18 protein-coding genes are annotated in these 21,206 nt (G+C 72.0%); 10 read left to right on the top strand and 8 right to left on the bottom strand.

All coding sequences use genetic code 11. From position 1 onward, the window contains the following. Nucleotides 1–820: LacI family DNA-binding transcriptional regulator (locus tag B9S61_RS19735; protein ID WP_103543445.1), on the bottom strand; the 820-nt coding region annotated here is incomplete at its 3' end. A gap of 343 nt (nucleotides 821–1,163) precedes the next feature. Here B9S61_RS19735 and B9S61_RS19730 point away from each other — a divergent pair. The 4 genes from B9S61_RS19730 (at nucleotide 1,164) to B9S61_RS19715 (ending at nucleotide 6,033) form a co-directional block, all read left to right on the top strand. Further along, entirely contained in the window at nucleotides 1,164–2,522 is a 1,359-nt protein-coding gene (locus tag B9S61_RS19730) for an ABC transporter substrate-binding protein (protein WP_103543444.1), read from the top strand. A gap of 5 nt (nucleotides 2,523–2,527) precedes the next feature. After that, nucleotides 2,528–3,538 (top strand): carbohydrate ABC transporter permease, encoded by a 1,011-nt coding sequence (locus tag B9S61_RS19725; protein WP_103543443.1) that lies wholly within the window; start codon nucleotides 2,528–2,530, stop codon nucleotides 3,536–3,538. Between the two features lie 12 nt (nucleotides 3,539–3,550). Further along, nucleotides 3,551–4,456 carry a carbohydrate ABC transporter permease gene (locus tag B9S61_RS19720; RefSeq protein WP_103543448.1) on the top strand — a complete coding sequence of 302 codons (906 nt, stop codon included), beginning with the start codon at nucleotides 3,551–3,553 and terminating at the stop codon, nucleotides 4,454–4,456. A 137-nt stretch (nucleotides 4,457–4,593) separates the two neighbouring features. Continuing rightward, a complete protein-coding gene (locus tag B9S61_RS19715) occupies nucleotides 4,594–6,033 on the top strand; it encodes a GH1 family beta-glucosidase (RefSeq protein ID WP_103543442.1) in 1,440 nt (479 codons plus the stop codon). A gap of 380 nt (nucleotides 6,034–6,413) precedes the next feature. On the opposite strand, the gene B9S61_RS19710 is transcribed toward B9S61_RS19715, so the two are convergent. The 3 genes from B9S61_RS19710 to B9S61_RS19700 form a co-directional block, all read right to left on the bottom strand. Continuing rightward, a complete protein-coding gene (locus tag B9S61_RS19710) occupies nucleotides 6,414–7,868 on the bottom strand; it encodes a cellulose binding domain-containing protein (protein WP_103543441.1) in 1,455 nt (484 codons plus the stop codon). 107 nt (nucleotides 7,869–7,975) lie between these two features. Further along, nucleotides 7,976–9,385: a HAMP domain-containing sensor histidine kinase gene (locus B9S61_RS19705; RefSeq protein ID WP_103543440.1), complete on the bottom strand. Its 1,410-nt coding sequence runs from the start codon at nucleotides 9,383–9,385 to the stop codon at nucleotides 7,976–7,978. Further along, complete coding sequence (locus B9S61_RS19700; RefSeq protein ID WP_181007443.1) at nucleotides 9,382–10,119, bottom strand: response regulator transcription factor; 738 nt, start codon at nucleotides 10,117–10,119, stop codon at nucleotides 9,382–9,384. The genes B9S61_RS19705 and B9S61_RS19700 overlap by 4 nt, the downstream gene beginning before the upstream one ends. A gap of 110 nt (nucleotides 10,120–10,229) precedes the next feature. Between B9S61_RS19700 and B9S61_RS19695 the strand changes: the two genes are divergently transcribed. Then, nucleotides 10,230–10,808 (top strand): hypothetical protein, encoded by a 579-nt coding sequence (locus B9S61_RS19695; protein ID WP_103543438.1) that lies wholly within the window; start codon nucleotides 10,230–10,232, stop codon nucleotides 10,806–10,808. A gap of 92 nt (nucleotides 10,809–10,900) precedes the next feature. On the opposite strand, the gene B9S61_RS19690 is transcribed toward B9S61_RS19695, so the two are convergent. Both B9S61_RS19690 and B9S61_RS19685 read right to left on the bottom strand, forming a co-directional pair. Then, the gene (locus tag B9S61_RS19690) at nucleotides 10,901–11,776 is read right to left on the bottom strand and encodes a spermidine synthase (protein ID WP_103543437.1); all 876 of its coding nucleotides are present in this window, start codon (nucleotides 11,774–11,776) and stop codon (nucleotides 10,901–10,903) included. Between the two features lie 560 nt (nucleotides 11,777–12,336). Then, entirely contained in the window at nucleotides 12,337–12,729 is a 393-nt protein-coding gene (locus B9S61_RS19685; protein WP_103543447.1) for a hypothetical protein, read from the bottom strand. 292 nt (nucleotides 12,730–13,021) lie between these two features. On the opposite strand from B9S61_RS19685, the gene B9S61_RS19680 reads away from it, so the two are divergent. Beyond that, nucleotides 13,022–14,470: a hypothetical protein gene (locus tag B9S61_RS19680; protein WP_103543436.1), complete on the top strand. Its 1,449-nt coding sequence runs from the start codon at nucleotides 13,022–13,024 to the stop codon at nucleotides 14,468–14,470. A gap of 231 nt (nucleotides 14,471–14,701) precedes the next feature. Here B9S61_RS19680 and B9S61_RS19675 read toward each other — a convergent pair whose 3' ends face one another. Further along, nucleotides 14,702–15,298 (bottom strand): histidine phosphatase family protein, encoded by a 597-nt coding sequence (locus B9S61_RS19675; RefSeq protein WP_103543435.1) that lies wholly within the window; start codon nucleotides 15,296–15,298, stop codon nucleotides 14,702–14,704. A 194-nt stretch (nucleotides 15,299–15,492) separates the two neighbouring features. On the opposite strand from B9S61_RS19675, the gene B9S61_RS19670 reads away from it, so the two are divergent. From B9S61_RS19670 to B9S61_RS19655, 4 genes are read left to right on the top strand one after another with little or no spacing between them, the layout of a single operon-like run. Beyond that, nucleotides 15,493–16,452 (top strand): phosphatase PAP2 family protein, encoded by a 960-nt coding sequence (locus B9S61_RS19670; RefSeq protein WP_103543434.1) that lies wholly within the window; start codon nucleotides 15,493–15,495, stop codon nucleotides 16,450–16,452. After that, nucleotides 16,403–17,545: a hypothetical protein gene (locus B9S61_RS19665; RefSeq protein ID WP_103543433.1), complete on the top strand. Its 1,143-nt coding sequence runs from the start codon at nucleotides 16,403–16,405 to the stop codon at nucleotides 17,543–17,545. Before B9S61_RS19670 ends, B9S61_RS19665 begins: the two co-directional genes overlap by 50 nt. Continuing rightward, entirely contained in the window at nucleotides 17,536–19,137 is a 1,602-nt protein-coding gene (locus B9S61_RS19660) for a hypothetical protein (RefSeq protein ID WP_103543432.1), read from the top strand. Before B9S61_RS19665 ends, B9S61_RS19660 begins: the two co-directional genes overlap by 10 nt. Beyond that, entirely contained in the window at nucleotides 19,134–20,483 is a 1,350-nt protein-coding gene (locus B9S61_RS19655; RefSeq protein WP_103543431.1) for an AAA domain-containing protein, read from the top strand. Before B9S61_RS19660 ends, B9S61_RS19655 begins: the two co-directional genes overlap by 4 nt. A gap of 91 nt (nucleotides 20,484–20,574) precedes the next feature. Here the strand turns inward: B9S61_RS19655 and B9S61_RS19650 are convergent. Then, nucleotides 20,575–21,206: IS256 family transposase (locus B9S61_RS19650; RefSeq protein ID WP_107499712.1), on the bottom strand; the 632-nt coding region annotated here is incomplete at its 5' end.

The raw sequence follows: 21,206 nt of genomic DNA, 5'->3' as shown, positions 1-21,206 counted from the left end.
CGCGCAGGGCCTGCCGCGCGCCGGCCGCGGTGACGTCCGAGGCGGCGAAGACGGCGTCCAGGTCGGGCCGTCGCTCCAGCAGCGCCGCCATCGCGCGCCGGCCGCCGTCCTCCGAGAAGTCGCCCGGCTCGATCAGCAGCTCGTCCGCCTCGTGACCCGCGTCGCTCAGGGCCTCGCGGTAGCCGTCGATACGCCGCTGGGCTCCGTACACGTCCAGGCGGCCGGTGATGTGGGCTATGGTGCGCCGGCCGCGGCCGATGAGATGTTCGACCGCCTGACGGGCACCGCCGTAGTTGTCGGAGTCCACCGAGGCGAGGGTCTCGGCGGCCGAGCGGGGGCCGCTGATCACCGCGGGGATCTCCAGCTGGGACAGCATGTCGGGCAGCGGGTCGTCGGCGTGCACCGAGACCAGCAGCACACCGTCCACCCGGTGGGCGGCCAGGTAGTCGGCGAGCCGCTGCCGCTCCCGGTCACTGCCGGCGAAGATCAGCAGCAGCTGCATCTCGGTGTCGGAGAGCGCCGCGCCGACACCCCGGAGCATGTCGGAGAAGTACGGCTCGGCGAAGAACCGGGTCTCCGGCTCGGGCACGACGAGGGCGATGGCGTCCGTACGGTTGGCGGCCAGCGCGCGGGCGGCCGTGTTCGGGACGTAGCCGAGCTCGGCGACCGCCGCCTCCACGAGGGCGCGCGTGGCGTCGCTCACCCGGGGCGAGCCGTTGATCACCCGGGAAACCGTGCCCCGGCCCACCCCGGCGCGCGCGGCCACCTCTTCAAGGGTGGGCCGGCCGCCGCTTCGGCCCCGCGCTCCGTGGCTTGCCATCGGCTCCGCCTTCCTTCGTATGTCACGCCGGCCTGGAATGTAACAGCCCCGGTGGAGGCGGTGACCACCGCCGGAAGGCCGGCGTGCGGACCGCGGGGTTCCGAACGACGGGACCGCGGCGTCAAGTTAACAGGCAGATAACTGAACGCACTTTGCCTCGTCTGTTCCCTTGACACCCCCGCCCGGACCCGCGACTCTTCAACACATCACTTGTGGGAGCGCTCCCACGGTACCTGACACATACACAACCCGCACGTTCCCCGCCCGAGCCGCAACGCGCAGAATACGGTCCAACAACGCCGTTGGCCGGGGGGTCGGCACGTCAGGGCAACAGGAGGACGCAATGCGAGCACGTACCCTCCCCTTCTCCCGTCAGCGGTCGGGCGGGGGGAAGCCCATCGCCCGCAAGGCACTGGCCATCGCGGCCGTGGTGTCGCTGGGCACCGGGCTGCTGGCCGGCTGTGCCGACGACGGCGGAGACGACTCCGAGTCCTCGTCGGGCGGCGGCGAGGGCAAGACCACGATCACCCTGGGTCTCTTCGGCACCATGGGCTTCAAGGAAGCCGGACTCTACGACGAGTACGAGAAGCTCAACCCCGACATCAACATCGAAGAGAACGTCGTCGAGCGGAACGAGAACTACTACCCCGCTCTGCTCAACCACCTGACCACGAACAGCGGTCTGATGGACGTCCAGGCGGTCGAGGTCGGCAACATCGCCGAGGTCGTCGCCACCCAGGCGGACAAGTTCGCGGACATGTCCAAGGCCGAGGGTGTGAAGAAGGAGAACTGGCTCGACTGGAAGTGGGAGCAGGCCACCGCCAAGGGCGGCGAGACCATCGCGCTCGGCACCGACATCGGCCCGATGGCCATCTGCTACCGCAAGGACCTCTTCGAGAAGGCCGGTCTGCCGACCGACCGCGAGGAGGTCGGCAAGCTGTGGGCCGGCGACTGGAACAAGTTCATCGCGACCGGTGAGAAGTACAAGAAGAAGGCCGGCAAGGACACCTTCTTCATGGACTCCCCCGGCGGTCTGATCAACGCCGTCCTCGCCAGCGAGGAGGAGAAGTTCTACGACGCCTCCGGCGAGGTCATCTACAAGACCAACCCCGCCGTCAAGGCCGCCTTCGACCTGACCGCCGAGGCCGCCGAGAAGGGCCTGGTCCAGTCGCAGACGCAGTTCCAGCCGGCCTGGGACACGACCATCGCCAACAGCAAGTTCGCCACCGTCGCCTGCCCGCCGTGGATGCTCGGCTACATCAAGGGCAAGTCGAAGGAGGACGCCGCGGGCAAGTGGGACGTGGCCGTGGCTCCCAAGTCCGGCAACTGGGGCGGCTCCTTCCTCGGCGTGCCGAAGAACGGCAAGAACGTCGAGGAGGCGCAGAAGCTGGTGGCCTGGCTGACCGCGCCCGAGCAGCAGGCGAAGCTGTTCGAGGTGCAGGGCAGCTTCCCGAGCGCCCCGGCCTCGTACACCAGCGCCGAGGTGACCGGTGCGAAGAACGACATGACCGGTGACGCGCCGATCGGCACGATCTTCTCCGAGGCCGCCAAGCAGATCCCGGTCCAGGTCATCGGTGCGAAGGACCAGATCATCCAGCAGGGCCTGACGGACAACGGCGTCATCCTGGTGACGAAGGGCAAGTCCGCCAAGGAGGCATGGGAGACGGCCACCAAGACCATCGACAACAACCTGGACAAGTGACCCGAATGGCCACCCGCTCCGACACCGCCGCGTCCCCCGTCAAGGGGGGCGCGGCCCCGGGCCGTCGGCCCGACGGCTCCCCGCTCAGCAAGGAAGAGAAGCGCCGGGCCAAGCTCTCCCGCCGCTGGCAGCGCGACGCGCGCTGGAGCCCGTACACGTTCGTCGCGCCGTTCTTCCTGCTGTTCGCGGCCTTCGGCCTGTTCCCGCTGATCTACACCGGCTGGGCCTCGCTGCACCAGGTGGAGCTGACCGCCCCGACCGACATGAACTGGGTCGGGCTGAAGAACTACACCCGGATCTTCGACGACGACTTCTTCTGGAACGCGGCGCAGAACACCCTGACCATCGGCCTCATCTCGACGGTCCCGCAGCTGATGATGGCCATGGGCATCGCCCACATCCTCAACTACAAGCTGCGCGCCTCGACCTTCTACCGGGTCGCGATGCTCGCCCCGTACGCCACCTCGATCGCCGCCGCCACCCTGGTGTTCGTGCTGCTCTACGGGCGCGACTACGGCATGATCAACTGGGCGCTGGACTTCGCCGGGATCGACCCGATCGGCTGGCAGGACGACAAGTGGCCCGGCCAGTTCGCCGTCTCCAGCATCGTCATCTGGCGCTGGACCGGCTACAACGCGCTCATCTACCTGGCCGCGATGCAGGCGATCCCGCAGGACCTGTACGAGTCGGCGGCGCTGGACGGCGCCAGCCGCTGGAAGCAGTTCCTCCACGTGACGCTGCCCTCGCTGCGCCCGACGATCCTGTTCACCGTGGTCGTCTCGACGATCGGCGCCAGCCAGCTCTTCGGCGAGCCGCTGCTGTTCGACCCCAACAAGGGCGCGTCCGGCGGCGCCGAGCACCAGTTCCAGACGCTCGGCCTGTACCTGTACGAGCAGGGCTGGGTGAACCAGCACCTGGGCCGCGCCTCGGCGATCGCCTGGACGATGTTCGCGATCCTGATCGTCATCGGCATCATCAACCACGTCATCTCGCGCCGGCTGCGCGCCAGCAGTTAAGGAGTTGTGGCCGTGACGACGACTGTGACGCCCCCCGAGACCACCCCCGCCAAGAAGCCGAAGCGCTCGCGTCTGCCCAAGTCCGCGCGGGCGGGCGGCACGCTGCACGGCGGTCCGATCGCGTACGCGATTCTGATCGTCTTCACGCTCGTGTCGCTGTTCCCGCTGTTCTGGACCGCGGTCGCCGCGTCCCGGGACAACCAGCGCCTGGCGGAGACCCCGCCACCGTTCTGGTTCGGCTCCAACCTGTTCAAGAACCTGGAGGTCGCCTGGACCGAGGCCAACCTCGGAGAGGCGTTCCTCAACACCACGATCGTGGCGGGCGTCTCGGCGGTGACCATCGTCGTGCTGTCGACGATCGCCGGGTTCGCCTTCGCCAAGCTGCGTTTCAAGGGCCGCAACATGCTGATGCTGATCGTCATCGGCACCATGATGATCCCGCCGCAGCTCAGCATCATCCCGCTGTACATGATGGTCGCCAAGCTCGACTGGACCGACCAGCTCCAGGCGGTCATCTTCCCGTCGCTGGTGAGCGCCTTCGGCGTGTTCTTCATGCGGCAGTACCTGCTCCAGGCGCTGCCGGACGAGGTGATCGAGGCCGCCCGGGTGGACGGCGCGGGCAGCTGGCGCGTGATCTGGCACGTGGTGTTCCCGGCCGCGCGGCCGGCGATGGCCGTGCTCGGCATGCTGATGTTCGTGCAGGCCTGGAACGACTTCCTGTGGCCGTTCCTGGTGCTCACCCAGACCGGTAACCCGACCGTGCAGGTCGCGGTCGCGGGCCTGGGCCGCGGTTTCACCCCGGACCAGTCCCTGATCATGGCGGGTGCGCTGCTGGGCACGCTGCCCCTGCTGCTGGTCTTCGCGATCTTCGGCAAGCAGATCGTGGGCGGCATCATGCAGGGCGCCGTCAAGGGCTGACGCCCGCTCGTCCCCGTACGTGTCCCGGGGGCCGGGTCACCGCCGCCTCGGCCCCTCCTCACCTCCCCCTGTCTTTCCGCAGTGGTCCGTCCTTTCGTACTCGTCGGTCTTCCACGACCATCTATGGGAGCGCTTCCATGTCTGACTCCGCAACGCCGGCGACCCCGGTGACCTTTCCTCCCGCCTTCCTCTGGGGCGCCGCGACCTCCGCGTACCAGATCGAGGGAGCGGTGCGGGAGGACGGGCGCACGCCTTCCATCTGGGACACCTTCAGTCACACACCGGGCAAGACCATCGGCGGCGACACGGGTGACATCGCTGTCGACCACTACCACCGCTACCGCGACGACGTGGCCCTGATGGCGGACCTCAACCTGGGCGCCTACCGCTTCTCCGTCTCGTGGTCACGGGTGCAGCCGACCGGCCGCGGCCCGGCCGTCCAGCGCGGCCTGGACTTCTACCGCAAACTGGTCGACGAGCTGCTGGCGAAGGACATCAAGCCGGCCGTCACCCTCTACCACTGGGACCTGCCGCAGGAGCTGGAGGACACGGGCGGCTGGCCCGAGCGCGACACCGCGTACCGCTTCGCGGAGTACGCGCAGATCATGGGCGAGGCGCTCGGCGACCGCGTGGAGAACTGGATCACGCTCAACGAGCCGTGGTGCAGCGCCTTCCTGGGCTACGCCTCCGGGGTCCACGCGCCCGGCCGCACCGACCCGGCGGCCGCGCTGAAGGCCGCCCACCACCTGAACCTGGCGCACGGCCTGGGCACCAAGGCGCTGCGCTCGGTGATGCCCGCCCGCAACCAGATCTCCCTCAGCCTCAACACCTCGGTGGTACGGCCGCTCTCGCCGGGCGACCCGGCCGACCGGGCGGCGGCGCGCAAGATCGACGACCTGTCCGGCGGCATCTTCCACGGCCCGATCCTGCACGGCGCCTACCCGGAGACCCTGCTGGAGGCGACCTCGTCGCTCACCGACTGGTCCTGCATCGAGGACGGCGACCTGGACCTGATCCACCAGCCGCTGGACGCCCTCGGCCTCAACTACTACACGCCCACCCTGGTCTCGGCGGCGGACCCGGACGCCAAGGGCCCCCGGGCCGACGGGCACGGGGCGAGCGAGCACTCGCCGTGGCCCGCCGCGGACGACGTCGCCTTCCACCAGTCGCCGGGCGACCAGACCGAGATGGGCTGGTCGGTCGACCCGACCGGCCTGCACGAGCTGATCATGCGCTACCAGCGTGAGGCACCCGGACTGCCCCTGTACATCACCGAGAACGGCGCGGCCTACGACGACAAGCCGGACGCCGACGGCACGGTGCACGACCCCGAGCGCGTCGCGTACCTGCACGGCCACCTGTCGGCGGTACGCCGGGCCATCGCCGACGGCGCCGACGTGCGGGGCTACTACCTGTGGTCCCTGCTGGACAACTTCGAGTGGGCGTACGGCTACGACAAGCGCTTCGGCGCGGTGTACGTCGACTACGTGACCCAGCAGCGGACGCCGAAGTCCAGCGCCCTGTGGTACGCGCGTGCGGCCAAGTCGGGAGAGCTCCCGGAGCCCGAGGGCGTCTGAGCCGCTCCGGGTCCGGAGCACCTGACCTGCTTCGGATCCGGAGTACCCGACCTGCTCCGGGTCCGGGGGACGGGGATGGGGGACGCGGGTACGGGGGGCGGGGCGCGGTGTCCTAGGGGAGTACCGCGCCCCGTACGTGTGTCCGGGCCCGCCCGGGGGAGTACCGCGCCGCGCCCCGTCCGCGCGTCCGGCTGCCACCGGACGCGCGGGTGCCCCGGCCGGGTGGGGGGTGGACCGGCCGGGGCACTCGTTTCCCCGTTCCTCGTGAGGGCTCGTCGTCGCCGTGCTCGTCGCCGTGCTCGTCGCCGTGCTCGTTCCCGGCGCTCAGTTGCAGGCGCTCAGTTGCAGGCGCTCAGTTGCAGGCGCTCAGTTGTAGGCGCTCAGTTGTAGGCCGCGAACGCCTTCGAGAAGTCGAACTTGCCCTGCAGGATCGAACTGCAGGTGGCGTCGGCGGACGGCTTGGTGCCGCCGGGGCACTGCTGGTCACGGGTGCCGGACCACATGGACAGCCAGCCGATCCCCTTGGACTCGGCGAACTTCACCAGCTGGGTGGCGTCCTCGACCTTGAAGATCTCGGTGACGACGTCGTTGACGCCGATCATGGGGGTGACGGCGACCGTCTTCCAGGCCTCGCTGTCGCTCAGCCCGAGGACGCCCTTGATCTGGGCCTGGGTGGCGGTGGCGGCCTGCTCGGCGTAGGTGCCCATGTCGTCGCTGTACGCCGGCCCGTAGTCCATCGCCATGATGTTGACGGCGTCGATCCGTACGCCGTTCTTCCTGGCGTCCGCGAGCAGGCTGACGCCGTCCTGGGTGAGGCCTTCCGGCATGACCGGGAGGGTGAAGGAGACGTCCAGGTCCGGGTGGGCCTGCTGCAGCCTGGCAATGGCCTCCGCGCGGCGGGTGTTGGCCGCCGCGTTGGGCAGCGCTCCGCCCTCGACGTCGAAGTCGACCTTGGTGAGCTCGTAGGTGTCGACGACCTTGGTGTAGGCGGCGGTGAGCGCGTCCACCGAGCCGCAGGTGGTGCCCAGTTCGGAGCCGGCCGCGCCGCCGAAGGAGACGCGGACGTCACCGCCCTTGGCGCGCAGCGCGCCGATCTGTCCGGCGACCACGTTGTCGCCGAGGCCGCTGACACCGCCCCACTTGGGGGTGCAGCCGCCGCCGTCCGTGATGAAGGCGAGGTTGTAGTTCTTCACGCCGGTCGCCTCGGCGCTCGCGAGCAGGTCGAACGCGGGGAAGAGGGAGGTGTCGACGTACGGCGCGAATCCCGCGTCGGTGCCGTTGCCCGTGCCCGTGCTCTCGGTGGGCCCGGCGGTCGGCTCCTCGGTCGGCGTCGGTTCCCCGGTGGGGGTGGGCTGCCGGGTGGGGGTGGGGGCGTCGGTGGGGCGGCCGCTCGGCTCGGGCACGGGGGCGGTGTCCGTGCCGCACGTGGCGCCGTCGACCAGGCAGCCGGTCGGGTCGCCGGCGCCCTTGGCGACGAAGCCGACGGTGACGGACTCGCCGGCGGCCAGACCGTCGGTGTCCCACTTGGCGGACCGTACGGTGACGTGCCGGCCGTCCACCGTGGACTCGGCGTTCCACAGCGAGCCGAGTTCGGTGCCGGCGGGCAGGTCGAACTCCAGCGTCCAGTCCTGGTTCCGCTCACCGCTGTTGTTGGTCACCACGTACCGGGCGGTGTAACCGGTCGACCACTCGCTCGTCTTCGTGTAGGCCGCGCCGACACCGGCCGCCTGGGCGGTGCTGGTGAACAGGAACGCTCCGCCGCCGGCCACGGCCGTGGCGACCACCGCGCCGATCGCCTTGTTCCTGCCGCTGACCCTGCGCCGGTGCGTGCTCATCGCGTGCCTGCCTTCGTTGCCGTTCGTGGGGATGTGGCAGCACGCTAGCGATCCGGAATCGGACAAAGTTCCTGTTCCGGGAGGCGGTCGGTGACCTTAGGATGCGCTTAAGGAAGGGATCGGGACCGGTTAAAGGAAACGGCCGGCCGGCCCGGTCTGCGCCGGCGCATGGTGCCCCGGTGCCCGCGCCGCCGGGGCGCCCGCTCGCGTCCGTCGAGCTGGATCCAGATGCGTACCTCGGTCCCGCCGAGCACCGACGAGCCGATCCGTACGTCGCCACCGGTGTCCTCGGCGAGCCGGCGCACGATGTCCAGGCCGAGCCCGGTCGAGCCGTCGCTGCCGGAGCCCCGGCCGCGGGCCATCGCCGCGTCGGGGTCGGGTATGCCGGGGCCCGCGTCGGAGACGAGCACGATCACCGCGTCCTCGCCGTTGTGCACGTCGACCGCGAACGCGGTGCCCTCGGCCGTGTGCCGGAAGACGTTGCCGAGCAGCGCGTCGAGGGCGGCGGCAAGGTCGGAGCGGGCCACGGGGATGCGCACCGGCCGGTCGGCCCCGGCCATCCGCCATTTACGGCCCTCGTCCTCGGCGAGCGCCGACCAGAACTCCATCCGCTCGCGGATCACTTCGGCCGCGTCGCACCCGGCGCCGGGTCCCGCGGCGGCCGTCTGCGGCTTGGCGTCGCGGGCGGTGCGGATGATGGTGTCCACCTCGCGCTCCAGCTGCTCCACCGCCGCCCGGGTCTGCTCGGCGGCCGGGCCCTCGCCGAGGGAGGCGGCGTTGAGCCGCAGCACGGTCAGCGGCGTACGCAGCCGGTGGGACAGGTCGGCGGCCAGTTCCCGCTCGTTGGCGAGGAGTTGGACGACCTGGTCGGCCATGGAGTTGAACGCGACCGCCGCCAGCCGCAGTTCGGTCGGTCCCGTCTCCCGGACCCGGGCGCCCAGCTTCCCCTCCCCCAGTTCGTGCGCCCCCTCGACCAGCCGCTGCGCGGGCCGCACCATCCGCACGCCCAGCCGGTCGGCGACCGCGACCGAGCCGAGGATCAGCGCGACCCCGACCCCGGCGAGCACCGCCCACGCCGTGCCGACACCGTTGGTGACCTCGGACTCGGGGACGAACACCTCGACCACCGCGATCTCGCCGCTGCTGAGCGCGACCGGCTGGAGCAGCGCCGAACCGCCGGACACGGTGGAGGTGGAGGCGCGGCCCAGGTCCCGCACCGCCGCGATGTCCTCGGGGGCGGCCCGCCGCTGCCCCATCTCCATGGCCTCGCTGCCGTCACCGGCCGGGATGTGCACGGCCATGTCGGTGTCGGACCCGGTGGACGCCACGACGCGTTCGAGCTGGTCGCGGTCGGTGGTGATGGACAGCGCGGGGGCGACGGCCGCCGCCTCCCGCTCGGCGCCCGCGAACGCGCGGTCGCGGGCCATCTCCCGGATGACCAGTCCGAGCGGTACGGCGAAGGACACCACGACCATCGCGGTCACCGCCAGCGACACCTTGACCAGGGCCCACCTCATCGCGGCGGCTCCGCTCCGGGCATCCGCGGCGTCTGCGGGGCCTGGCCGGCGGGCGGTTCCAGCTTCACGCCGACACCGCGCAGGGTGTGCAGATAGCGGGGCCGGGCGGCGGTCTCGCCCAGCTTCCGGCGCAGCCAGGACAGATGGACGTCGATGGTCTGGTCGTCGCCGTAGGACTGCTGCCACACCTCGGCGAGCAGTTCCTTGCGGGCGACCACCACACCGGGCCGTCCGGCGAGGAAGGCGAGCAGGTCGAACTCCCGGCGGGTCAGGTCGAGCCGGGCGCCGTCCAGTTCGGCCTGGCGGCGCAGCGGGTCGACGGTCAGGCCGCCGACCCGGATCACCGGCGAGGGCGCGCTCTCCCCGCCGCCGGAGCGGGCGCGGCGCAGGACGGCCGCCATCCGGGCCGACAGGTGTTCCACCGAGAAGGGCTTGGTCAGGTAGTCGTCCGCGCCGGCGTTCAACAGCCGTACGACCTCCGTCTCGTCGTCCCGGGCGGTGGCGACGATGACGGGGACGTCGGTGATGCCGCGCAGCATCTTCAGCGCCTCGGAGCCGTCGAGATCGGGCAGTCCGAGGTCCAGTACGACCACGTCGAAGCGGATATGGGCGACCTCGCGCAGCGCCTCCAGCGCCGTGCCCACGCTGCGCACGGTGTGTGAGGCGTCGGTCAGCTGCCGGATCAGCGCCGAGCGTACGAACGGGTCGTCCTCGACCACGAGAACACTTGCCATGGGCGGCACCGTACGCCATGCCGGGCGAGGTCCGCCGGGGCCTGTGGACAACTCCGGATACCTCCGCGAGCACGACACCTGTGGGGCTCGTGGGGCAGTATGGGCCGACGATGCGCAGAGGACTCGTACATGTACTGGCCTGGCTGCTCGCCACGGGCGCGGCGGTCACGCTGTCGTGGTGGGGTGTCAGCACCGTGATGGAGGGCACCGCCTACGACCCGCCCCGCGCTCTGCCCATCGCGGCGGCCGGTTCGGGCGGCTCGGACGGTTCGGGCGGCTCGGACGACGACACGTCGCAGGCGCTGTCGTCGTCGACGCGGCGGCCGTCCTCGCAGCCGTCGAAGGACGCGGAGACGTCGCGCGAGCCGTCGGCCGGGGCCGACGCCCCGTCCCGGAAGCCGGAACCGGAACCCTCCCGGACCACCACACCCGCGAAGACCCCCGCCCCGCCCCCTCCGGCGGCCTCCGGTGAGGTCAAGGGCTATGACACCAAGGGCGGCCGGGCGGTCTTCGACCTCGGCGAGACGTCCGCGTCGCTGGTGTCGGCGACTCCGGGACCCGGCTGGTCGATGCAGGTGTGGAAGACGGAGTCGTGGATCCGGGTGGAGTTCTCCTCGGGCGCGGACCGGGTGTCGGTGTTCTGCACCTGGCACGACGGCCCGCCGCGGGTGGAGATCGGAACGTACTGAGCCTGTCGGTGGCCGTGCCTGCAACTGTGTCCGGGTTGCGGCTGTGTCCGGGATGCGGCTGTGTCCGGGGCTGCGTCTGCTCCGGGGCCGAGTCAGCGGAAGACGGACGCGGGCGGCGACGGTGACGCGACGGCCGCGACATCCGTCACCGGGATCGCCCCGCCGGTGAAGTCGAGGAGTTCGCGGCCGTGCAGGACCCGGCCCGGGTGCGGGTCGGTGGCGGCCCGGCGGGTCAGTTCGGCGACCGGCAGGGGCGCGTCGGAGGCGACCAGGACGGCGTTGCCGAAGCGCTTGCCGCGCAGGACCGCGGGGTCGGCGATCAGCGCGAGTTCGGCGAACCGGGCGGCTGCGGTGGCGATCTGGCCGCGCAGGTACGCGAGCGGCGGCCCGTCGGCGAGGTTGGCGGCGTAGACGCCGCCGGGGGCCAGGGCTCTGCGGACGTCGTCGAGGAACTCGGTGGAGGTCAGATGGGCCGGGGTGCGGGCCCCGCCGAAGACATCGGCGACGACGAGTGCGGCCCAGCCGTCCGGCACCTTGGCCAGCCCGTCGCGGGCGTCCGCCGAACGCACCCTGATCCGGGCCCTGGCATCCAATGGCAGCTCCCGCCGCACCAGTCGCACCAGCGCGGCGTCACGCTCGACGACCTGCTGGGTGGAACGGGGGCGGGTGGCCGCGACGTACCGGGCGAGGGTGAAGGCGCCGCCGCCGAGGTGCACAACCTGCAACGGCTTGCCGGGCGGGACGACGAGGTCGACGACATGGCCGAACCGGCGCTGGTACTCGAAGGAGAGGTACGCGGGATCGTCCAGGTCGACGTGCGACTGCGGGGCCCCGTCGATCAGCAGGGTCCAGGCCCGGGGCCGGTCCCGGTCGGGGATCAGCTGGGCGAGCCCGCCGTCGACGTCCTCGGTGACGGTCTCCGCACCGCCGCCGCCCTGTCCGCGCCCACCGCTCCTCGCCCTGCCCATCAGGCCATTGTCCCAGGTGCCGGCAGCCGGGCCGCGCGCCCGCCCGTGCGACGCGGAAGGGGCCCTCGCCGGCCACGACCGACGCGAACCGCGCTGCGGTGTCCGTGCGGTGCGGCGATGTCCCGGCCCGCGGCCTCGTCCGGGCCCGCGTGAGCCACCCAGGGCGACAAGGGTTCATCCGGAATCCGAGGACGCCACCAGGCCGACGCGGTTTCGTCCGAGACCCGCGTGGATCGCCCGGCCGGTTCGGCACCCTCCGGAACCCACATGGACCACCCCGGACCGCCCGGCTCCACCCGAGACCCGCATGGGTCACCCGGCCAGTTCGGCACCCTCCGGAACCCACATGGACCACCCCGGACCGCCCGGCTCCACCCGAGACCCGCATGGGTCACCCGGCCAGTTCGGCACCCTCCGGAACCCACATGGACCACCCCGGACCGCCCGGCTCCACCCGAGACCCGCATGGGTCACCCGGCCAGTTCGGCGGCTTCACCCGGGACCCACGCGCGGGTCGTCCCGGGACGGGACCGCGGCGTCGTCCGGAGCCCGCGCGGGGCTCACGAGCAGCCGTCGGCCGCCTCGATCATGCGCTGCGCCTCGCCCAGCGCCTGGCGCAGCACGGCGGGATCCGTCGCCAGATCCGCCTCGCCGGGCGGCAGCAGCCAGTCGGAACCCTCCACCGGCGGCTGCGGCTCGGGGTTCAGCAGCAGTCCGCGGCCGTCGGTCTCCGTACAGGTGCTGCCCGGCACGTCCCAGGCGGCGGCCGTACCCGGCGGCACGAGGAAGCCGAGGGTGGCGCCGCCGTCGTCGTGCAGCACCGGGCCCACCGCCTCGACCGCTCCGCGCCGCAGGATGTCGACCGCCTCCAGGCCCTGCCGGGCCGGCACCGTGACCACGTCACAGTCAGTACGCGGCGGATCTAACGGATCATCACTCCGACTGGTCATCATCATCCCGGCCTCCACCACAGACACGATCCCTGTTTGGACGAGCGGGTCGGGAGTCGGGCGGGCTCCCGGTCCACAGAGTCCAACGAGCCGGTCCGTCAACGGCTACGGCGAAAGTGCGCCGCAAAGGATGGCAGTTCATGGCAGATCGTGGAGGACATATCCGTTTTGTAGCCAAACTCCGCGTGGTGACTCCGTCACAGCAGGTACGTTCAAGCCCGCCGGAAACAGGGTGGCACACGGACAGCTCGCCCGTTTCCGGCATGGTTCGACGGTTCGCAGAGAGGACCCGGCCATGGCGTCGTCAACGGTGCCCTCGTCCACGCCCGACCGGCCCCCGCGGCCGAACCTCGTCTTCCGGCAACTGCGCGGAGCGCGCTCGCCGGCCGAGTTCGCCGCGGCGGTACGGCGGGCCGCCCGCGAGATCGACGAGCGGGTCAGCTGTGACGCGCGGTACGTGCACAGGGTGGAGGCGGGCGAGATCCGCTGTCCCAACTACGCCTATGAACGGGTGTTCCTGCACATGTTCCCCGGCCGCACGCTGACCGACCTGGGCTTCGCGCCCCGCTCGTCGGTCCGCGGACGCCGGACCCGGACCGCCGGGGACGTCCCGGCGGCCCGTACCGAAAGACCGGCGGACGCCACGGGTGAGAACAGCGGGGCGTACGAGCCGTATGAGACGCAGAACCGGTACGACACGTACGACCCGCACGACCACGAGGAGAGCGACGTGCTGCGTCGCGCATTCATGACCAGCGGGGGCGCCACGATGGCCGCCGCCTCGCTGAACCCTTACGGGTTCGCCTCCGACGCCTCGGCGGCGCAGCGCGCCGTGCGCCGCGCGGGGGCGAGCGACGCGGGCGCCCTGGAGGAGGCCGTCCGCCGGATCCGGCTGCTGGACGACCGGCACGGCGCGGACGGTCTCTACCGCCGCGCGGCGGCCCCGTTACGCGCCGCGTACGCGCTGCTGGACGCCGGGGTGACCCGGCAGCGGACGGCGGACCGGCTCTACTCCGGCGCCGGTGAGCTGGCCATCTCGGTGGGCTGGCTGGCGCACGACTCGGGCCGTTTCGACGACGCCCGCTCGCACTACGCGGAGGCGCTGGCGACCGCGCGGGTGACCGGTGATCCGGGCCTCGAGGCGCACGCCTTCTGCAACACGGCGTTCCTCGCGCGGGACGCCGGCCGGCCCCGGGAGGCGGTACGGGCGGCACAGGCGGCACAACGCGTGGCGCACTCGCTCGGCTCGCCCCGGCTGATGTCGCTCCTCGCCCTGCGCGAGGCGGGCGGCTGGGCGGGCCTCGCCGACCGCACGGGGTGCGAGCAGGCGCTGGTCCGCGCGGGGGCCTACTTCGGGCGCGGGCCTTCGGAAGCGGATCCCGAGTGGATGAGCTTCTACGGCGAGGCGGAGCTGGAGGGCCTGGAGGCGCAGTGCTGGTCGACCCTGGGCGACTGGCCCCGGGCGGCACGGCACGCACGCCGCGCGGCGGAACTCCAGGACCCCCACTTCACCCGCAACATCGCGCTGTACACGGCGGAACTCGCGGACGATCTGGCCCGGGGCGGCCGCCCGGACGAGGCGGCGGCGGCGGGAATGCGGGCCCTGGACCTCCTCGCCGAGGTCCAGTCCTCCCGCGTCCGCACGATGCTGGCCGGCACTTCCCGGGTCCTCCTCCCCCACCGCCGGGCCTCAGCCGTCTCCACCTTCCTCGACCGCCACGCCTCCCTACCCCGAGCGGTCTGACCCCCACGCCACCGCGACCCCCTGCACACCTCCCCGCCCCACTGCGGGCAGTCGTGCCTCCCCCAGCGGGGGTACCCCCACGGCGGCACGGGTGGGCACGGCGGCACCCCGCAACCGCGGGCAGTCATGCCCCAGAGCGGCACGGGTGGGCGCGGCGGCACCCCGCAAGCGCCGGGCTGCGCGACACCCCCCGCCCAGCGACAACGCCGAGCGCAGCGCAAGGGCACCCGATCAGGAACCCAGGTGCCCCTGCTCGTTCCACGACTCGATCGCCGGCTCCCCATAAGCCCACCCCAGCACCGACAACGACGTCGGATTCAGCCGCACCCGCGCCGCGAAATCCAGCGGCAGCCCCAACCACCGCGCCCCGATCGACCGCAGAATGTGCCCGTGGGCGAAGACCAGAACATCCCGGTCGGCCGACCGCGCCCACCCCACCACCTCGTCCGCCCGCGCGGTGACCTCCGCCAGGCTCTCCCCCTCCGGCACCCCGTCCCGCCAGATCAGCCACCCCGGCCGCCCCGCCCGTATCTCCTCCGGCGTCATCCCCTCGTACGCCCCGTAGTCCCACTCCATGAGCACGTCCCACGCCACCGCCCGCTCCCCGAACCCGGCGAGCTCACACGTCTCCCGCGCCCGCACCAGCGGACTGGTCCGCACCTCGACCCCCGCCAGCCCGTCGAACGGCGCCCGGTGCAGCCGCTCCCCCAGCAGCTTGGCCCCCCGCCGCCCCTCCTCCAGGAGTGGTACGTCGGTCCTGCCGGTGTGCTTGCCGGACAGCGACCACTGCGTCTGTCCGTGCCGGGCCAGCAGGATGCGCGGTGCCATGGGGAGACCTTCCTGACATTCACATAATTCGCAAGCGGATCCGTTCCATCATCGCGCACCCTGGTCAGGCGCAACCCGGCAGGAGATCTCCGCGTCTATGAGGGCCGAGGGCGTCTCACGGGGGACGCGCAGGACACCGTAGAGTGACGGGCCGCCGAACGAGCGGCGTACGGAGACGAAGGGGGAGCGATCGGATGCCGCACACCGAGACACCGGGCACCGAGGCGGTCCCGGCGACCCGGCTGCGCTGGTGGACGGAGCTGCCGCTCCTGGTCCTCGTGTACGCCTGCTACTCGGCGGGACGGCTGGTCGTACGAGGTGATGTCTCCGACGCCGTGGACCACGGCCTGGGGATCCTGCGCATCGAGAAGGCGCTGTTCCTCAACGCCGAGAGCCCGCTGAACCGTCTGTTCACCCGGGAGCCGTGGATAGGCATACCCGCCGACTTCTGGTATGCGTCGCTGCACTACCTGGTCACCCCGGCCGTACTCGTCTGGCTGTTCCGCTCCCACGCGGTGCGCTACCGGGCGGCCCGCACCTGGCTGATGACGTCCACGTTCATCGGCCTGATCGGCTTCACCCTGCTCCCCACCTGCCCGCCCCGGCTGCTCGACGCGAGCCACGGCTTCGTCGACACGATGGCCCACTACAGCTCGTACGGCTGGTGGGGCGGCGAGGCGAGCGCCCCGCGCGGACTCGGCGGGATGACCAACCAGTACGCGGCGATGCCGAGCCTGCACGTCGGCTGGGCCCTGTGGTGCGGTGTGATCCTCTGGAAGTACGGCCGCACCCGCCTGACGAGGACGGCCGCCGTCGTCTACCCCCTGGTCACCACGATCGTCGTGATGGGCACCGCGAACCACTACTTCCTCGACGCGGCCGCGGGCGCCGCCGTCATGGGCGCCGGCCTGCTGCTGGCCCCCCACGTGATGCGCTGTGCCGACCTCGCGAAGGCCCGCTACCTGCCCCGTGCCGCAACCGTCCCGGTGGCCTCGTCCGCCACACATTCCACGATTGTCAGTGCCGGATGCCAGACTTCCGCGGGTGAGCGAATTCCACGGCAGCGGCACCCCGAACCGCGGTACGGAGCAGAATCCGGACCGGGTGCCTCCCCCTCGGACGCGGACGAAGACGCTCCGGCACCGGCTCGCTGAGCTGCGCGGCCCGGAGGTGCAGGCCAAGGCGCTGGACGCACGCGCCCTGGCCGCCCTCGCCGCCAACCCGGGCTGCAGACGGCGCGCGATCCTGGACGGCGCCGGGGTGGACAAGGGGGCCCTGGCGAGCGCGCTGGGCTCCCCGTCGGTCTTCGGCCAGTCCCAGTTCGCGTTCGTCCGGGGCAACGCGTTCGAGGCGAAGGTCAAGGCGGACGGCGGTACGGAGCTGCTGCGCCTCGCCCACGAGAAACTCGACCGCGCGGCCGAACCTCCCACCGACGCGCGCGTGCCCGACCTGACCGCACAGGGCCCCCAGGGCCGCACGGCCCGCACCGAGCTGGCCCTGCGCGAGGCCGCGACCGAGGCACCCGGCACCTGGACGCTGCTCGACCACCCCATGCTCGCCCTCGACGTCGCGGGCTCCCCGGCGTTCCTGGAGCCGGACGCGGTGGTGGTGCACCCGGACGGCAGCTGGACGGTCGTGGAGATCAAGTCCTTCCCGATGCTGGACGGCGCCGCGGACCCGTCGAAGGTCGGCGCGGCGGCCCGACAGTCGGCGGTGTACGTGCTGGCCCTGGAGCAGGTCGCCGCGCGCCTGGACCCCGCCCCGCGTGTCCGGCACCGCATCCTGCTGGTCTGCCCCAAGGACTTCTCCAACCTCCCCACCGCCTCCGCCGTGGACGTCCGCAAGCAGCGCGCGGTGACCGCCCGCCAGCTGGACCGGCTCACCCGCATCGAGGAGATCGCCGACACCCTCCCCGAGGGCACCTGCTTCTCCCCGGAACTGCCGGCCGAACAGCTGACCGAGGCGGTGGAGACGGTCCCGGCGGCCTACGCGCCGGAGTGCCTCTCCGCGTGCGAGCTGGCCTTCCACTGCCGGGACCGCTCCCGCGCGGACGGCGCGGTGACCTCGCTCGGCCGCCCCATCCGGGCGGAGCTGGGCGGTCTGACGACGGTCGAGGACGTACTGGCCGCGGCCCGCGGGGAGGCCGGCGACCCCGACGACCCGGCGGTGGCGGCACTGCGGCGCGCGGCGGCCCTGCGCGCGGAAGCACTGAGCGGTGCCCGCCCGGAGGTGGCCCCTTGTCCCTGATCACCACCCTCGCCCGCCTCGAGGCCGTCAGCACCGGCCGCGCCCGGCCCACCGCCACCGTCCGGCACCGGCACCTCGCGGAACACCCCCTGGTGTTCGTCCCCCTCACCACCGCCGGCGAGGCGGGCGCCCCGCTGGGCGCACTGGTGGGCACCGACCGGTACGCACCCCGCCTCCTCGCTGTCCCCCAGCCCCGCGACCGCGACCTGCGCTTCGCGTTCCTCGCCGAGCTGGCCGACGTGGTCCTGCCGTACGTCGACGGCTTCGCGGACATCGTGGAGCCCGCCGAGCGCTCCGAGACCGACCCGGAGACCGGCAAGCGCGTCAAGGTCGAGGTCGAGCTGTGTGCGGACGCACCCCAGCTGATCGTGCCGAGCCGGGCGGGCATCGATCTCGTACGCCTACTCGGCCGCTCGATGCGCTTCCGGCGCACGGCGGAGCAGGACCCGGAGACCCCGTTCCCGGCGCCGCCCCGGGTCCCCCTGCTCGGCCGCTGGCTGACCCACTTCGGCGAACGCGCCCGCGTCCCCGGCTCGTCCCTCCTCCTCGCCATGACGGACGTCCTGGGCCGGCACTGGGCGACCGGCCAGTCCACGCTGGAGGACCAGCACCTGGGCGCCCTGCTCGCCTGGATCGCCCCACCCGGGGGCAGCTCCGGCGCGGAAGCCGCACAGCGGGCCGAACTGGCGCGGGACGCGTCCGGCCAACTCCTCTGCCCACCCGCGGGCCCGGCAACCGACCCGGCCTTCGACAACAGACTCCTCGCCCCGGCGATCGAACGCTACGACCGCGCCCGTACGGCGCTGGCGGCGGCGGAGGACGGCCTCGAGGCAGACGACCGCCTGGCCGCCCTGACCACCGCCGAACAAGAAATCCGCGCCCTGGTGGAAAGCCGCACCCTGCCCACCTGGAACGCGGTGTGGCAGGGCCTGGACCTCCTCCGACAGCTCCCGGAGGGCACCCGGGTCGAGGAACGCTGGACCCGCGACCGCTGGTCCTTCACCGGTCACCGCGACCGCGTGACCGCGGGCGAACCACCCCAGCCCCGCCGCGACGACGCGGTGACCGCCGCGAACAAGCTGGCCACACGCGAGCGCGAACAGTCCCGCCTGGAAGCACAGGAAGCATTGGACGACCCACTGGTGATGGCATCCCGACGCCTGTCCGGAGAGGCCTTCGCCGGCGAGGTGGTCGACGTGGTGATGACCTACACCGAGACCAAACGCCCGAGCCCCCGCCCCCTCCTCACTCTCCGCACGGACGACACCCCCCACCTCGGCGAGCGCGCGAAGGCCTACCGCTCCCTGAACGGCAAGCCGCAGACCACGGAGTTCGTCGGCTACGAGGACGGCCCCGAACCCGGTCTCCTGGTCCTCCGCGTCCTGGACAAGATGGGTCGGGGCAAGGAGCCGGAGGAGGGATCGGTCCCGGAGAAGGGCGACCGCCTCTGCTTCACCCTCTTCGAACACGAACCGCGCGGCGGAGCGAAACTCCCCGACCCGGAGGAAACCCCGTGGACCCACGGCGGCCCACCCGGTGAGGAAGCCGTACCGGAGCCCGCCGACGCGGTGACCGAGGAGGACGTACTGTGACCGCCCCCGTCGAGGAAACGGCGTTCGACCCCGGCTCCGCGGCCACCCGCGCCACGGACGCGATCCTCCACGACACGCTCCACGGCACCGCGCGCGGTGTGGTCGTCGACTCCCCACCCGGCGCCGGCAAGTCCACCCTGGTCGTACGCGCGGCCCTGGAACTGGCGGAGGCGGGCCGCCCGCTGATGGTGGTGGCCCAGACGAACGCCCAGGTCGACGACCTGGTCCTCCGCATCGCCGAGAAGAACCCCGACCTCCCGGTGGGCCGCCTGCACAGCAGCGACACCGACCCGTACGACAAGGCGCTCGACGCCCTGGACCACGTCCGCAAGTCCTCAAAGGCCGCCGACCTCACCGGCCTCCCCGTCGTCATCTCCACGGCGGCGAAGTGGGCCCACGTCAAGGGCGTAGAACCCTGGCAGCACGCGATCGTGGACGAGGCCTACCAGATGCGCTCCGACGCCCTCCTCGCCGTGGCCAACCTCTTCGAGCGAGCCCTCTTCGTAGGCGACCCGGGCCAGCTGGACCCCTTCTCGATCGTCGGCGCCGAACAGTGGGCGGGCCTCTCCTACGACCCCTCGGGCTCAGCCGTCACGACCCTCCTGGCCCACAACCCGGCCCTCCCCCAACACCGCCTCCCGGTCTCCTGGCGCCTCCCCGCGTCCGCGGCCCCCCTGGTCTCCGACGCCTTCTACCCCTACACCCCGTTCCGCAGCGGCACGCAGCACACCGACCGCGCCCTCTCCTTCGGCGTCCCGTCGGACGGCTCGCCCCCCGACCAAGTGATCGACGAGGCAGCGCAGTCCGGCTGGGGCCTCCTCCAACTCCCGGCCCGCCACACCCCCCGCACGGACCCGGAAGCGGTCCAGGCGGTAGCCCTCACCGTCCGCCGCCTCCTGGACCGCCAGGGAGCATCAACCTCCGAACGCTCCCCCACCCCGACCCCTCTCACCGCGGACCGCATCGCCGTAGGCACCGCCCACCGCGACCAGGCAGCGGCAATCCGCGCGGCACTGGCGGAACTCGGCGTACCGAACGTGACGGTCGACACGGCAAACCGCCTCCAGGGCCGCGAGTACGACGTCACCGTCATCCTCCACCCCCTCTCCGGCCGCCCCGACGCCACCGCCTTCCACCTGGAAACCGGCCGCCTCTGCGTCCTGACCTCCCGCCACCGCCACGCCTGCATCGTCATCTGCCGCGAGGGAGTAACCGACCTCCTGGACGACTACCCGTCCACAGAACCGGTCCAGCTGGGAACCCTGGTCAAATTCCCGGACGGCTGGGAAGCCAACCACGCGGTGTTGTCCCACCTGGCGGAACACCGGGTGACCTGGCGGCCTTGACTCAGGAAGACCGCACTCGCCGTGCGGGTCTATCAGGAATCAGGTGTAGTTCGTCTGTTTGGCCTACAGGTTCTTCGGTGGGCTGATCGGACTACACCCGTCCGGTCGTAAGGCGGCCGTCGAAGAGGACGTCGAACTCGTTGAGGGCGGTCTTCCAGCGGTTGTTCCATCGCTGGCGGCCGCGGCCGGTGGGGTCCAGGGCGAGGGTGGCGAGGTAGAGGCGCTTGAGAGCGGCGGTCTCGTTGGGGAAGTGTCCGCAGGCCTGGGCCGCGCGCCGGTAGCGGGCGTTCAGCGACTCGATCGCGTTGGTGGTGTAGACGACCTGGCGGATCGCGTCCGGGAGGCCGGGGAAGGGCACGAACTCGCTCCAGGCCCGTTCCCAGCACTGCGGGATCGAGGGGTAGCGCGTGCCCCACTTCTCGGCGAACTCTGTGAGCCGGGTGCGGGCCGCTTCCTCGTTGACGGCGGTGTATACGGGCTTGAGGTCGCGGGCGACGTCGGCCCAGTCGCGGCGCGAGGCATAGCGCAGGCTGTTGCGGATCAGGTGGACCACGCAGGTCTGCACCACGGTCTGCGGCCAGACGGTGTTCACCGCGTCCGGCAGCGCGGACAGGCCGTCGCAGACCAGCATCAGCACGTCACGGACGCCCCGATTCTTGATCTCGGTGAGCACGGTCTGCCAGTACTTGGAGCCCTCGCCGCCGTCACCGGTCCACAGCCCGA

Origin of the sequence: Streptomyces sp. SM1, assembly GCF_002910825.1 — a bacterium.
In the GTDB taxonomy this organism is placed as follows: Bacteria; Actinomycetota; Actinomycetes; order Streptomycetales; family Streptomycetaceae; genus Streptomyces; species Streptomyces okerensis.
The sequence above is the reverse complement of the archived record's forward strand: the minus strand, read 5'-3'. Positions and strand labels throughout refer to the sequence as shown.

Excerpts from the sequence above, each read along its gene's own strand:
- B9S61_RS19725 (WP_103543443.1), top strand. The coding sequence starts at position 2,528 with ATGGCCACCCGCTCCGACACCGCCGCGTCCCCCGTCAAGGGGGGCGCG.
- B9S61_RS19675 (WP_103543435.1), bottom strand. The coding sequence starts at position 15,298 with ATGGCACCGCGCATCCTGCTGGCCCGGCACGGACAGACGCAGTGGTCG.
- B9S61_RS19670 (WP_103543434.1), top strand. The coding sequence starts at position 15,493 with ATGCCGCACACCGAGACACCGGGCACCGAGGCGGTCCCGGCGACCCGG.
- B9S61_RS19710 (WP_103543441.1), bottom strand. The coding sequence starts at position 7,868 with ATGAGCACGCACCGGCGCAGGGTCAGCGGCAGGAACAAGGCGATCGGC.
- B9S61_RS19730 (WP_103543444.1), top strand. The coding sequence starts at position 1,164 with ATGCGAGCACGTACCCTCCCCTTCTCCCGTCAGCGGTCGGGCGGGGGG.
- B9S61_RS19700 (WP_181007443.1), bottom strand. The coding sequence starts at position 10,119 with ATGGCAAGTGTTCTCGTGGTCGAGGACGACCCGTTCGTACGCTCGGCG.
- B9S61_RS19705 (WP_103543440.1), bottom strand. The coding sequence starts at position 9,385 with ATGAGGTGGGCCCTGGTCAAGGTGTCGCTGGCGGTGACCGCGATGGTC.
- B9S61_RS19690 (WP_103543437.1), bottom strand. The coding sequence starts at position 11,776 with ATGGGCAGGGCGAGGAGCGGTGGGCGCGGACAGGGCGGCGGCGGTGCG.
- B9S61_RS19695 (WP_103543438.1), top strand. The coding sequence starts at position 10,230 with ATGCGCAGAGGACTCGTACATGTACTGGCCTGGCTGCTCGCCACGGGC.
- B9S61_RS19680 (WP_103543436.1), top strand. The coding sequence starts at position 13,022 with ATGGCGTCGTCAACGGTGCCCTCGTCCACGCCCGACCGGCCCCCGCGG.
- B9S61_RS19685 (WP_103543447.1), bottom strand. The coding sequence starts at position 12,729 with ATGATGACCAGTCGGAGTGATGATCCGTTAGATCCGCCGCGTACTGAC.
- B9S61_RS19715 (WP_103543442.1), top strand. The coding sequence starts at position 4,594 with ATGTCTGACTCCGCAACGCCGGCGACCCCGGTGACCTTTCCTCCCGCC.